Consider the following 12,715-nt stretch of genomic DNA (forward strand, 5'->3'; position numbering starts at 1 on the left):
CCTGATTCGTGGTCCGGAAGCCGGTAGCGCGCGTCTGGGCGTGGCACGGCGGCCCTGCCTGTCAGTCTGATTCGTGGTCCTGCAGCGTCTTGCCCGCCCATTCCTGGCGGCGGGCCTCGGCCACCGCGATCGCCGCCGCGACCCCGACGTTGAACGAGCCCACCCTGCCGACCTGCGGGATGTAGCAGACGCCGTCGGCGGCCTCCAGCAGCGCGGGGGAGCAGCCGTGGTCCTCGCTGCCCACCACCAGGCACACGTCGCCGTTCAGCTTGGCCTCGGAGAGGGGCACGGCGTCGCCGGTCAGTTCCACCGCGACCACGGTGAACCCGTCCTCCTTGGCGGCCCGTACGGCCTCCAGCACGGGGACCGGCTCCTCCCAGGCCACCAGGCGGTCGGTGCCCAGGGCGGTCTTCTGCGCCTTGGGGTTGGTCGGGGGAGTGGCGTTGCCCGCCAGCCAGATCCGCTCCACCCCGAAGGCGGCGGCCGTACGGAAGATCGAACCGACGTTGAACGGGCCGGTCACCGACTCCAGGATCAGCGCGAGCCGTCCCTCGGTGCTCCTGCGCCACGTGCGGTTGAGCCGCTTGACATCGGTCGGCCGCAGCTGCCTGCGCGGGTTGTCCGTCATCGGTCGTTCACCGTTCCTCGTTCGTTTCCGCGGTCGTTCCGTGTCTGCCCGGTGCCCGCTCGGTGTCCGCCCGCGTTCGTCTCGCGGGGAGCGGAGGACCTACGTACCGGGCCTGCCTGTGGGAGGCGCGTGCGCCGTCCGTTCACCGCTCCCGATCCGCTTCCTGCCCGGCCCTCACCTCAAGGATCCGGTAGGACGACCGGGAGGTCGTGCGGCCGGTGGGCCAGCCCTGCTCGTTCAGCCAGCGCTGCAGGGAGTCGGACCCCAGGTGCTTCTGGACCACCAGGTAGGCGACGCCGTCGGGGGTGAGGCGCGTCAGCCAGCGCGACAGCATCTGGTGCATCGCCGCCTTGCCGATGCGGATCGCCGGGTTGGACCAGATCGCCGAGAAGCGGATCTCGGGCGGAACCTCGTCGACGTGCAGTGACCTTACTTTGTCAAGGGCGGCGGTCCGGGCGTTTCTGGCGCACAGCTCCACCGACCTGCGGTTGACGTCGACCGCCCACACCGTGGCCCGCGGGGCGCGCGAGGCCATCGTCAGCGCGATCGGCCCGTAACCGCAGCCCAGGTCCAGCAGATCCCCCTCCTGCGGGGGAGGAGGCACGCTCTCCAGCAGGATCCGGGTGCCCTGGTCGATCCGCTCGGGGGAGAACATCCCGCTGTCGGTCTCCAGCTTCAAATGAAGGTCGGGGAGCACGAGCGTGACCGAACCGGGACGGCTGGCGGTCTCAGGCTGCTCCTCGAAGTAATGTGCCACGTCGTAGAACGTTACCAATGGCCGGGACCGGCTCAGGGCAGCCGCGATCCCAGCACCAGGGCCATCACCGCGGTCAGCAGCCCGGCCAGGAGCGCCGCCACGACAAACCGCTGGCTGATCTCCTGGTTGACCATCCGGTAGCCCAGCGAGGTGCCGATCTGCTCGTACACCTCCCGTAGCTGGCTGCCGGACTCCGCCTCGTACGCCCGGCCGCCGGTGCCGTCCGACAGGGTCTGCAGGGTGGCCTTGTTCACCGGCACGTTCACGTCGCGGCCGTCGATCGAGACGGTGCCGTCCTGGGTGCCGTAGGCGATCGTGGAGACCGGCACGCGCGCGTTCATCGCCGTCTCGATCGCGTCGGCCACCGAGCGGCCCGAGGTGTTGTCGCCGTCGGACAGCAGCACGACCGCGGCGGGCGGCGGGTCGGTGACCGCCTGCTGGTCGAAGGAGCGGACGGCGTCGAGGGAGCTGAACACGGCCTCGCCGATGGCGGTGCCCGCCCGGGTGCTCAGGTTGCCGAGCGAGGTGAAGACCGCCTGGTGGTCGGTGGTGGGGGAGACCACGACGGAGGCGGAACGGGCGAAGGCGACCAGCCCCACGTTGAAACGCTCCGGCAGGTCGTTGACGAATTTCTGGGCGGCCTCCTTGGCCGCGGCGATCCGGTTCGGCGAGACGTCGTCGGCCTCCATCGACAGTGAGACGTCCAGAGCGATGATGATGGTCGCGCGGTCACGGGGGACCCGCACCTCATCGGCCGGCCGGGCCGCGCCGATGACCAGCAGGCTCATCATCACGAGGAAGAGCACCGGTGCGACGTGCCTGCGCCAGCCGGGACCCGAGGGGGCCACGAGCGCCAGCAGCGGCAGGTTGGTGAAGCGCAGCGCGTAGCGGCGCCGGGCGAACTGGGCGGCCACGTAGGCCGCCGCGAGCAGCACCAGCAGGGCGAACAGCCACAGCCAGGCCGGAGAGAGGAAGGTCAATGTGTCGCTCCGGACCTCGATGGCCGATGTGTCAGGTGTGCCATGCGCCGATGCCGCAGGACGAACTGGGCGATGTCGAGGACCCAGTCGCGGTCGGTGCGCAGCACCAGGTGCGAGACTCCGCAGCGGCGCAGCGCGATCCGGTTCGTCTCCCGCTGCAGGGCGGCGGCCTCCGCGTAGGCCCTGCGTACCTTGGGCGTGAGCTGGATCTGGCGGCTCCGCCCCGATTCGGGGTCGGTCAGGTTGACCAGTCCCACCGGGGGCAGCTCCAGCTCGCGAGGATCGATCACCTCGACGGCCAGCACCTGATGGCGGGCGGCCAGACGGCGGATCGGCCGCTCCCAGGGCAGTTCGAGGCCGGGGTCGAGGCTGGGCTCCGGGTCGAGGAAGTCGGAGACGATCACTCGCAGGCCGCGCCGTCGCCGCGCGGAGGCCAGCACCTCGATCGCCTCCGCGAGGTCGGGGGCTCCGGCGACGGGACGACCCCTGGGGGCCTCCATCAGCGAGTGCAGCAGGCCGTACAGGGCCGGACGGCCGCCCCTGGCGGGCATCCGGTGGACGTACTCGTCGTGCAGGACGTAGGCGCCGAAGCGGTTGCCGATCCGGCCCGACAGGAAGCCGATCGCGCCGACCGCGGACACCACCAGGTCGCGCTTCTCCATCGCGGCGGTGCCGAAGTCCATGCTGGGCGACAGGTCGGCCAGCACCCAGGTCTCCAGCTCCCGGTCGGCGATCAGGTCCCGCACGTGCGGGACGGTCGTGCGGGCGGTCACCGCCCAGTCCATCCGCCGGATGTCGTCCTCGCCGGGCACGTAGACCCGGCTGTCGCCGAACTCGCTGCCGGGCCCCGGAAGGAGGCCCTGGTGGGAGCCGTGCAACAACCCGTCCAGCCGCCGGACGATGGTCAGTTCGAGCCGGCGCAGCGCCTGCTCGGCAGTGCTCAAGGCGTCGCTGCGCGCCGCGGCTCGGTGGCTGGGAACCGGTGACTTCCCTCGTCCCTCATCCGCTTCGCTCCTTCGGTCCTCAGTCCAGTTCACCGGCGCCTCCTCGCGGGCTCAAGGCGTCGCTGCGCGCCGCGGCTCGGTGGCTGGGAACCGGTGACTTCCCTCGTCCCTCATCCGCTTCGCTCCTTCGGTCCTCAGTCCAGTTCACCGGCGCCTCCTCGCGGGCTCAAGGCGTCGCTGCGCGCCGCGGCTCGGTGGCTGGGAACCGGTGACTTCCCTCGTCCCTCATCCGCTTCGCTCCTTCGGTCCTCAGTCCAGTTCACCGGCGCCTCCTCGCGGGCTCAAGGCGTCGCTGCGCGCCGCGGCTCGGTGGCTGGGAACCGGTGACTTCCCTCGTCCCTCATCCGCTTCGCTCCTTCGGTCCTCAGTCCAGTTCACCGGCGCCTCCTCGCGGGCTCAAGGCGTCACCGCGCGGGCTCATCGGGGGCCCTGGTTCCAGACCACCAGCGGGGGCGGTACGGCGGTCAGGATCTGCCTGATCACGTCCTCGGGGTCCACCCCGTCGGCCAGCGCGTCGAAGGTGAGCATGAGCCGGTGGGACATCACGTCCACGGCCACGTCACGCACGTCGTCGGGAAGCAGGTAGTCGCGGCCCCGCAGCAGGGCCAGGCCGCGTCCGGCGGCGACCAGGCCCAGCGTGGCGCGGGGGCTGACCCCGATCTCGATGTTCTCCTCCAGCTCGGCCAGGCCGTACTCGCCCGGGGCGCGGGTGGCCATCACCAGTCTGACGACGTAGTCGGCGACGAGCTGGTGCACGGAGACCTGGTCGGCCAGCTTCTGCAGCGCCGCCAGCCGTACGGGATCGAGCACCTGCCTGGGCGTCGGGGGGGTCACGCTCATCCGGTGGAGGATCTCCAGCTCCTCGTGCGCGCTGGGGTGGACGATGCGGACCTTGAACAGGAACCGGTCGCGCTGGACCTCGGGGAGGGGATAGACGCCCTCGGACTCGATCGGGTTCTGGGTGGCCAGCACGATGAACGGCTTGGGCAGCGGGTGGGTCTTCCCGGCCAGGGTCACCTGCCGCTCGGCCATGACCTCCAGGAGCGCGGACTGGACCTTGGCCGGGGCCCGGTTGATCTCGTCGGCGAGCAGGAAGTTGACGAACACCGGACCGAGCTCGATGTCGAAGGCCTCGCGGGAGGGGTGGTAGACGCGCGTTCCCACGATGTCGCTGGGGACGAGGTCTGGGGTGAACTGGATGCGGGCGAAGTCGCCGCCGACCACGGTGGCCAGGGTGGAGGCGGCCAGGGTCTTGGCGACGCCGGGCACACCCTCAAGCAGGCAGTGTCCCCGGGCGAGGAGTGCCACGAGCAACCGTTCCACCATGTGCTCTTGACCCACGATGACCCGCCGGACCTCGGCCAGGGCATCGCGCAACAGTGCGGTATCGATCTCGCTGGGCAGTTCTTCGGCGACGGTCATGTTGATATTCCACCAAATGAGATGCCGGGTCACACGGCAGGTCGGCTGCGTATTTCCTGACAGTACCCATGTGGGTTCTCTGTCAGTACCCCACACGGGCGCGATGTGATCGGCGGTGTGCTTTCATGGCAGACGTGGCCAGTCCGCTCCAATACGATGACCCGCCCCACCTGGGGCCCTTCCTCATGCAGGCCCGCCTGCGGGTGGGGCCCGCGGGGCTGGTCTACCTCGGGCGGGGCGCCGACGGCCGGGCGGTCTCGGTCGCCGTGCTGACCAGGGGCGCCGCGCTCGACCCCGCCGCCCGCGATCGGTTCGTCACCGGGATCCGCGAGGCGATGGCCAGCCGTTCCGGCGTGCGGGGGTGGATGGCGAGGGCGGCGCGGGGGCGCACCGCGGTGGCCGACGCGACCCCGCAGGTGCTGGCCATGGACGACGGAAGCGCGCCGTGGGTGGCCACGCCGTACGAGTCCGGCAGGGTGGGGGCGGAGTGGTTCCTCGAACCCGTGCTGGTGAGCGGCACCCTGATCGGGGAGGCGCACGGACCGGACTTCGCGCCGTACTGGGCGAGTGATCGTTCGCCCGCGCTGCCTCCGCCGCCCAAGGGCGCGCCGCCGCCCACGGAGACCCAGCGGTCGGTGATCATCGCCTCGGTCGTGCTGACGGTTCTGCTGGTGTTGCTGACCGTGATGCTCTGGCTGCTGCTGCGCAGGGTCGAGGAGGTCGAGCCGCCGCCGAGGCCGTTGCCGGGGACGGTGTTCGTGCCGACCCCGCCGCCGGTCCCGACGACGACCGGGCCCGGACAGCCCACCCCGGGCCCCGGCCGGACCGGGACCGGGACCCCCGGGCCCTCCGAGGGCGACGAGGACGAGGGCGAGCCCATCTAGGGTGATCCGCCGGCGGGGTTCGGCCTTCCCCTCATGAAGGCGTCCTCACCGGGTAGACGCGGCGCGTGAGCGAACTCCGACACAGTGACCCGGCGGAGCCGGGCATCCTGCGGCGGCGCAGGGGCAAGGGCTTCAGCTACCACCGTTCCGGCGGGGGGCAGGTCCGCGACCGCCGTACCCTCGCGAGGATCAGGGCGCTGGCGATCCCGCCCGCCTGGACCGACGTCTGGATCTGCCGGTTTCCGGACGGGCACATTCAGGCGGTCGGCACGGACACGGCGGGGCGGCGTCAGTATCGCTATCACGATGTCTGGCGCGTGGAGCAGGACCGGGCGAAGTTCGATCGGGTGCTGGAGGTGGCCGAGCGGCTGCCGGCTTTCCGGAAGCGGGTCGCCGAGGATCTGGATCAGCGGGGGCTGACGCGTGATCGGGTGCTGGCCGCCGCGGCGAGGATGCTCGACATCGGCTTCTTCCGGGTCGGAGGGGAGTCCTACGACTCCTTCGGGCTGGCCACGCTCCGGATGGAACACGTCACCTGTACGGCGGGGCGTGTCGTCTGCGGCTACCCGGCCAAGGGCGGCAAGTTCAGGGAGCTGGAGATCGTCGATGTGGACGTGTGCAAGGTGATCGCCGCCTTGCACAAGGCCGCGGACGAGGGGGAGCTGCTGCGCTACAGGGACGGTTCCGGCTGGATCGACGTGCGCAGCGACGACATCAACGCCTACCTGCGTGAGGCACTCGACGTCGAGGCGTCGGCCAAGGACTTCAGGACCTGGCATGCGACGGTGCTGGCCGCCGTGGGCCTGGCGGTCTCCTCGCGTGCCCGTTCCCGAACCGGCAGGAGGAAGGCGGTCAGCCGGGTGATCGGCGAGGTGGCCGGTTATCTGGGCAACACCCCGGCCGTCGCCCGGGCCTCCTACGTCGATCCGCGCGTCATCGAGGCCTACGAGAAAGGCCGGACCATCACGCGGGCGCTCGGCGGGCTGGGCGCCGACGTCGGGTTCGGGCAGCCGGCCACGCACGGTGAGGCGGAGCGGGCGGTCATCTCCCTGCTGCGGCGTTCGGCGACATGATCTTGGGCTCGGGCATGGGACCGCTGAGAGGGAGGGTCATGGCCAAGTCCCGGTGATCCCTTTCCGCTCCTCGGCACACGGGGATGGTGGTTGTTTCCGTGAGCTTCCCGCTTGGGGAGATTCTTTGACTTCTGCGCTATAAGTCGGATTTTTCGGGATATGGACCCCGCGTGCCGACATGGTTTCGGCACGCCGAAAGCGACCGCCGCAGGGAGGGAACGTCATCATGACGGACGTGTCGAGCATGGGGTCGCAGCCGGGCGACGAGCGCCCGGTGCTGACCAACCGGCAGGGGCACCAGGTCTACGACAACCAGAACCAGCGCACGGTCGGCGCCCGCGGCCCGGCCACGCTGGAGAACTACCAGTTCCTGGAGAAGATCAGCCATTTCGACCGGGAACGCATCCCCGAGCGCGTGGTGCACGCCCGAGGGGCGACCAGCTACGGCTTCTTCGAGGCCTACGGGAAGCTGGGCGATGAGCCGATCGGCCGCTACACCAGGGCGAAACTGTTCCAGGAGCCGGGCAAGCGGACGGACGTGGCCGTGCGGTTCTCCACCGTGATCGGCGGCAGGGACTCCTCCGAGGCCGCGCGTGACCCTCGGGGGTTCGCGGTGAAGTTCTACACCGAGGACGGCAACTGGGACCTCGTCGGCAACAACCTGGCGGTCTTCTTCATCAGGGACGCGATCAAGTTTCCCGACGTGATCCACTCGCTCAAGCCGGACCCGGTGACCTTCAGGCAGGAGCCCAACCGGATCTTCGACTTCATGTCGCAGACGCCGGAGACCATGCACATGATCGTCAACCTGTTCAGCCCGCGCGGGATCCCCGCCGACTACCGCCACATGCAGGGATTCGGCGTCAACACCTACAAGTGGGTGAACGGGCAAGGGGTAACGCATCTGGTGAAATATCACTGGATACCCAAGCAGGGCGTACGGAGCATGACCGCCGAGGACGCGGCAGCCGTACAGGGGCAGGAGCTCGGGCACGCGACCAAGGACCTGCACGAGGCGATCAACCGCGGCGACTTCCCCGAGTGGGAGCTGCTGGTGCAGATCATGACCGACGACGAGCACGCCGAACTCGACTTCGACCCGCTGGACGACACCAAGGTGTGGCCGGAGAACGACTTCCCGCCGCTGCCGGTCGGCCGGATGGTCCTGAACCGCAACGTGGCCAACAACTTCGCCGAGAACGAGCAGATCTCCTTCGGCACCGGAGTCCTGGTCGACGGGCTCGACTTCTCCGACGACAAGATGCTGGTGGGCCGGACCTTCTCCTACAGCGACACCCAGCGCCACCGGGTGGGGCCCAACTACCTGCAGCTGCCGGTGAACCAGGCCAAGCACGCCGAGGTGCGCACCAACCAGCGCGACGGTCAGATGACCTACCACGTGGACGGCCAGGGGGAGAACCCGCACGTCAACTACGAGCCGTCCATCACCGGCGGGCTGCGCGAGGGCGAGTATCCGACCCACGACGAGCAGGGCCCGGTCGTCTCGGGGCGCCTGACCCGTAAGCGGATCCCGAAGACCAACGACTACCTCCAGCCCGGTCAGCGCTTCCGGCTGATGGAGCAGTGGGAGCGGGACGATCTGGTCCTGAACTTCGTCACCATGCTGTCGCAGGCCGAGCGTGCCGTTCAGGAGCGCATGGTCTGGCACTTCCTGCTCATCGAGGACGAGCTCGGACTGCGGGTCGGGGAGGGGCTGGGAATAGGTCCGGAGGACGTCGCCCACCTCGAGCCGCTGGCGAGCCAGGATCTGGACGAGAAGGATCTCGAGCGGCTGTCGAACCTCGGCAAGAACGGTCCGCGCGACGTGACCGGGCTGAAGATGACCCACTGCGTGCCCAACGAGCGTGCCCAGCCGGCTTCCGGTGGCTGAATCATCGGTGGGCGAGAGCGCCGCGACCCGCCCCAGAGGGTCGCGGCACACCCTCCGGGGCGACGGAGGATCACCCGCGGCCTCCGGGGCCGGTGGGAGATTGTCCACGGCCGGAGTCATTGTTCGCGCCGTCGTTCGCGACACCCGGATTCGCGGGGATTCGCGGCATCGGCAATGAGCGCCGTCTCCGTTAATGCGTCGCGGTTGGGGTGATCGGGCGACACCCAGGATCCCCTTTTCTCGTAAAACCCCAGGTCAAGGCCGTACGATTTTTCATCCGAAAAGGTATATATGGGATTATAGTGGGCACCCGATCAAGAAGCTGAGCTGCCAACCGTGAATCGCCGCCACTTCCACTTGGATCGCCATGTATGTCCAGAATAATGTGATTGCATTCGCCCACTGGTCCCGCCGTTCTTCGTGTCTTGGCGAGGATCCCGAACTGTTCTTCCCCGTCTCCTCCGAGGGGCCCGGCCAGGTGCAGTACGAGCGCGCCAAGGCCGTCTGCCGTCGCTGTCCCGTACGTGGGCGCTGCCTGGAGTACGCCCTGAGCACCCAGCAGATGTACGGCGTGTGGGGAGGGACCACCCCGGAGGAGCGCAGAGCGACCATGTCGCAGATGAGGCGCGGGGTCAGGTAGGCGGCGGGGTCAGGCGACCACGGGACGCGGCTTCGGCGACGGCGGCCGAGCCACGTCAGTCCAGGCAGAACTCGTTGCCCTCGGGGTCGGTCATCACGATGAAACCGGCGCTCATCGGGGGCTCCGGCTCGTCGCGGCGCACCCGCTTCGCTCCCAGCGCGACGAGCCGGTCGCACTCGGCCTCCAGCGCCGCCATCCGCTCCTCTCCCCGCAGCCCGGGAGCCGCGCGGACGTCGAGGTGGACGCGGTTCTTGGCGACCTTGTCCTCCGGCACCTGCTGGAAGAACAGCCGGGGGCCGTGCCCGTCCGGGTCCTCGATGGCCGACCTCGTGTTGCGCTGCTCCTCCGGTACGCCGACCCGCGCGAGGAAGTCGTCCCACGCGGCCAGCGGGTCGGCGCCCTCGGGCAGATCGACTCCGGGCGGGCCGGGGTGGACGTAGCCCAGGACGTCGCGCCAGAAGGAGGACAGCGCCTGCGGGTCGTGGGCGTCGAAGGTGACCTGGATGTGGCGGCTCATCGGGTTGCTCCGTTCGTCGTGGATTTCGTGTGCAGGTAGAGGTCGCGCAGCAGGCAGACCTCGGACAGATGATGGATCAGTTCACGGTGGATGTGCAGCACCAGATCGGCCATGGACGCTTCGGGGTAGGGCTCCTTCGCGCCCACAGGGACCCGTAGCCCGGCCTCGCCGAGGTCGCGCACCCCGGCCAGCCAGACGTCGAGCTGGGTCTCGAGCTGGTCGAGCGCGGTGGCCGCGCCGCCGGCGTACTCCCAGGTCTCGTACGACGCCGCAGGCGCGCCGAAGTGGGAGGCGTTGCGCATGGCGAGCACGCCGACGATGACGTGACCGAGCTGCCAGGCGATCGTGGTGAAGGCCGCGGGGACCGGCTCGGGGAAGGCGTAGTCCATCGTGAAGTCCCCGGCGCCGACCTGCACGGGCGCCGTCGAACTACCGCGCGGCCGTACGCTCCAGGCGTCCGGCACCGGCGACCAGAAGTATTCGTCGTCGGTGAGGCCGTCGAGCCGGGCCCGGAGCTGATGGTTCCAGTGGAACTCCCACTGCTCGCGCAGCGTCCGGTTCCAGTCGAGTTCGTCTGCGTCCATGGAGCCACCCTGGCACCCCTAGCGGACAGGATCGGTCCGCTATCTCTGGCAGGGTGGGCGACATGGATGTGGCAGGCGGTGAGGAGCGGGGGACGACGGAGCGGGTGCTCACCCTGCTCGGGCTGCTGCAGCAGCGCCAGGTCTGGACCGGGCCCGAGCTCGCCGACCGGCTCGGGGTCACGCCGCGCACGGTACGGCGTGACGTCGAGCGGCTGCGCACGCTCGGCTATCTGGTGCATGCCAGCCAGGGCGTCGGCGGCGGCTACCAGCTCGGCCCGGGGCAGGATCTGCCGCCGCTGCTGCTCGACGACGAGGAGGCGATCGCCACCGCGGTCTCGCTGCTCTCCGGCGCGGGTGGCGCACTCGCCGGCGCCGGCGACGCCGCCCTGCGGGCGCTGACCAAGCTCGACCGGGTGCTGCCCACCCGGCTGCGGCACGAGGTGCGCGCGCTCTCCGCCTCGGTGGAGTCCTTCGGCGGAGGCGGCCGTAGACTGGTCGACCCCAAGGTGCTCATGACGCTGGCCAGAGCCTGCCGCGACGAGGTGGAGGCCGGCTTCGCCTACCCATCGGGGAATGAGGTGCGAGGGCGGCGGGTCGAGCCCTACCGCCTGGTCGCCTCCGACCGGCGCTGGTATCTCCTCGCCTACGACCTCGATCGCGACGACTGGCGCAGCTTCCGCGTCGACCGGATGACCGACGTGTCCGCACGGACCAGGCGCTTCCGCCCGCGTGCGGCGCCCGACGCGGCGGCGTACGTGCAGGAGGGGGTGGCGAGCCGGGTCTACCCGCACCGGGCGCGCTTCCTCGTGCACGCGTCGGCCGAGACGGTCCGCGCGCAGATTCCGGCGTCGGCGGCCGTCGTGCAGCAGCGGGGGAAAGAGCTCTGCGAGGTGCTCAGCGGCGCCGGCAGCCTCGACTTCGTGCTCATGCACGTGCTCCTGCTGGGGCACGACTTCGAGGTGCTCGACCCTCCGGAGCTCGGCAGGCGCTGTCGCGTGCTGGCGGAGAGACTGCTGTCGGCCGGTGCGGGGATCTCACCGGGGCCGGACACGGAGGAGTCATGAGCCGCGGCCGCATCGGTGCCCCGGGCGCGAACTCACGGCCCACCTGAGCCGCGACCACGCCGGCGCCCCGCGCATGAGCCCACGGCCAGGCCCGCGTACGAGTCCACGGTCAAACGTGGCCCGGGCCGGGGACCCGGGGTTCAGCCGGGATCCCGCTCCCCGTCGAGTTCGTCGACGAGGGTGAGGAACCGGGCGGCGTTGCGCTGGGAGGAGTCCTCGCAGCAGTTGTTGAAGAGCACATGGACGGCCTTGGCGTCCTCCGCGAGCCGGTGGACGGAGACCGCCCATCGTTTGAGCTCCTCCTCCGAGTACAGGTAGGCGAAGCGTTCCTCGATCTTCTTGCTGGTCCACCGGTCGGAGTGCCCGTGGAGCCGTACCACGGCAAGGTCGGAGGTGGCGGCCAGGATCGGCGGGATCGACGACGGATGCCCCTGCGGCATGTCGACGCAGACGTAGGCGATGTCGTTCGCGGCGAGGAACCCGAGGGTGCCCTCGCGGTTCTCCTCCTCCATCCAGGTGTGGTTGCGGAACTCGACGCTGACGCGCATCGGCCGGCAGCGCCGCGCGCACTCCAGGATGTAGCGCCGGCGGCCCTCTCCGATCGGGAACCACGGCGGAAACTGGAAGAGCACGGCTCCCAGCTTTCCCGCCTCGTGCAGTGGCATGAGGGCGCTGAGGAACCGTTGCCAGACCTCCTCGACGATCTCCGGGTCCACGTCGTCGAGATAGAGGCTCCGCTTCGACGTGCCGAGTTTTTCCCGCAGATCCTTGTAGAGGGACTCGGGCCGGGTGGGGTGGCCGGTCAGCAGGGAGAAGGCCTTGACGTCGAAGGTGAAGCCTGGCGGGGTGCGGTCCCGCCAGGCTTCCGCGGTGCGCTGCGCCGGAGGATGGTAGTAGGTGGCGTCCACCTCCACGAGCGGGAACCGCGACGCGTAGTAGGCCAGGCGTTTCGCCGGGGTGGAGGCGTCGTCGGGATACCAGCCCGACTCCAGCAGCGACCTGTCCGTCCAGGAGGCCGTACCTACAAGGATCTTCCTCATACGGGGTTGCTTCCCGGTGACACGGCTTCTATCGCAGGCGCGGGGGTTTGTCCCACGGTGACGATCCGCATCATCAACGGCACCGCGTCGGCCCTGCGCACGCGGGGATGGTCCGATTCGCCCGGTCATCCCCGGCGAGCCGGGGCTTGAGCGGCAACCGAACGGCCAGTGGCGTTAAGGAGCCGTCGGGGCTCGTCTCATCGCCACTGGCCGTTCGGTTGTGGGTGATGG

Annotated in this window: 13 protein-coding genes; 5 read left to right on the top strand and 8 right to left on the bottom strand. The window is 69.9% G+C overall.

Translation table 11 applies throughout. From position 1 onward, the window contains the following. Positions 1-61 precede the first annotated feature (61 nt). The 5 genes from DKM19_RS16270 to DKM19_RS16290 form a co-directional block, all read right to left on the bottom strand. On the bottom strand, positions 62-628 hold the full coding sequence (locus DKM19_RS16270) for a TrmH family RNA methyltransferase (protein ID WP_110696415.1): 567 nt from the start codon (positions 626-628) through the stop codon (positions 62-64). A gap of 142 nt (positions 629-770) precedes the next feature. Beyond that, positions 771-1,385 carry a class I SAM-dependent methyltransferase gene (locus DKM19_RS16275; RefSeq protein WP_110705756.1) on the bottom strand — a complete coding sequence of 205 codons (615 nt, stop codon included), beginning with the start codon at positions 1,383-1,385 and terminating at the stop codon, positions 771-773. A 32-nt stretch (positions 1,386-1,417) separates the two neighbouring features. Beyond that, positions 1,418-2,365 (bottom strand): VWA domain-containing protein, encoded by a 948-nt coding sequence (locus tag DKM19_RS16280; protein ID WP_110696416.1) that lies wholly within the window; start codon positions 2,363-2,365, stop codon positions 1,418-1,420. After that, positions 2,362-3,309 (bottom strand): DUF58 domain-containing protein, encoded by a 948-nt coding sequence (locus DKM19_RS16285; protein ID WP_110696417.1) that lies wholly within the window; start codon positions 3,307-3,309, stop codon positions 2,362-2,364. The genes DKM19_RS16280 and DKM19_RS16285 overlap by 4 nt, the downstream gene beginning before the upstream one ends. A 477-nt stretch (positions 3,310-3,786) precedes the next feature. After that, positions 3,787-4,791 (bottom strand): MoxR family ATPase, encoded by a 1,005-nt coding sequence (locus tag DKM19_RS16290; RefSeq protein ID WP_110696418.1) that lies wholly within the window; start codon positions 4,789-4,791, stop codon positions 3,787-3,789. A 125-nt stretch (positions 4,792-4,916) separates the two neighbouring features. Between DKM19_RS16290 and DKM19_RS16295 the strand changes: the two genes are divergently transcribed. The 4 genes from DKM19_RS16295 (at position 4,917) to DKM19_RS16310 (ending at position 9,279) form a co-directional block, all read left to right on the top strand. Continuing rightward, positions 4,917-5,675, top strand: coding sequence for a hypothetical protein (locus tag DKM19_RS16295; protein WP_110696419.1), 759 nt, complete (start codon positions 4,917-4,919; stop codon positions 5,673-5,675). A gap of 65 nt (positions 5,676-5,740) precedes the next feature. After that, positions 5,741-6,748: a DNA topoisomerase IB gene (locus tag DKM19_RS16300; RefSeq protein ID WP_110696420.1), complete on the top strand. Its 1,008-nt coding sequence runs from the start codon at positions 5,741-5,743 to the stop codon at positions 6,746-6,748. 226 nt (positions 6,749-6,974) lie between these two features. Then, positions 6,975-8,639: a catalase gene (locus tag DKM19_RS16305; RefSeq protein ID WP_110696421.1), complete on the top strand. Its 1,665-nt coding sequence runs from the start codon at positions 6,975-6,977 to the stop codon at positions 8,637-8,639. 367 nt (positions 8,640-9,006) lie between these two features. Further along, positions 9,007-9,279, top strand: a complete 273-nt coding sequence (locus DKM19_RS16310) for a WhiB family transcriptional regulator (RefSeq protein ID WP_089205590.1) — start codon at positions 9,007-9,009, stop codon at positions 9,277-9,279. Between the two features lie 55 nt (positions 9,280-9,334). On the opposite strand, the gene DKM19_RS16315 is transcribed toward DKM19_RS16310, so the two are convergent. After that, complete coding sequence (locus DKM19_RS16315; protein ID WP_110696422.1) at positions 9,335-9,796, bottom strand: VOC family protein; 462 nt, start codon at positions 9,794-9,796, stop codon at positions 9,335-9,337. Further along, complete coding sequence (locus DKM19_RS16320) at positions 9,793-10,380, bottom strand: DinB family protein (protein ID WP_110696423.1); 588 nt, start codon at positions 10,378-10,380, stop codon at positions 9,793-9,795. Before DKM19_RS16320 ends, DKM19_RS16315 begins: the two co-directional genes overlap by 4 nt. 62 nt (positions 10,381-10,442) lie before the next feature. Between DKM19_RS16320 and DKM19_RS16325 the strand changes: the two genes are divergently transcribed. Then, a complete protein-coding gene (locus tag DKM19_RS16325; RefSeq protein WP_110696424.1) occupies positions 10,443-11,444 on the top strand; it encodes a YafY family protein in 1,002 nt (333 codons plus the stop codon). Positions 11,445-11,584: 140 nt separating this feature from the next. Here DKM19_RS16325 and DKM19_RS16330 read toward each other — a convergent pair whose 3' ends face one another. Continuing rightward, a complete protein-coding gene (locus tag DKM19_RS16330; RefSeq protein ID WP_110696425.1) occupies positions 11,585-12,484 on the bottom strand; it encodes a DUF72 domain-containing protein in 900 nt (299 codons plus the stop codon). Positions 12,485-12,715: the final 231 nt, after the last annotated feature.

The organism is Streptosporangium sp. 'caverna', assembly GCF_003203775.1.
GTDB lineage: Bacteria > Actinomycetota > Actinomycetes > Streptosporangiales > Streptosporangiaceae > Streptosporangium > Streptosporangium subroseum.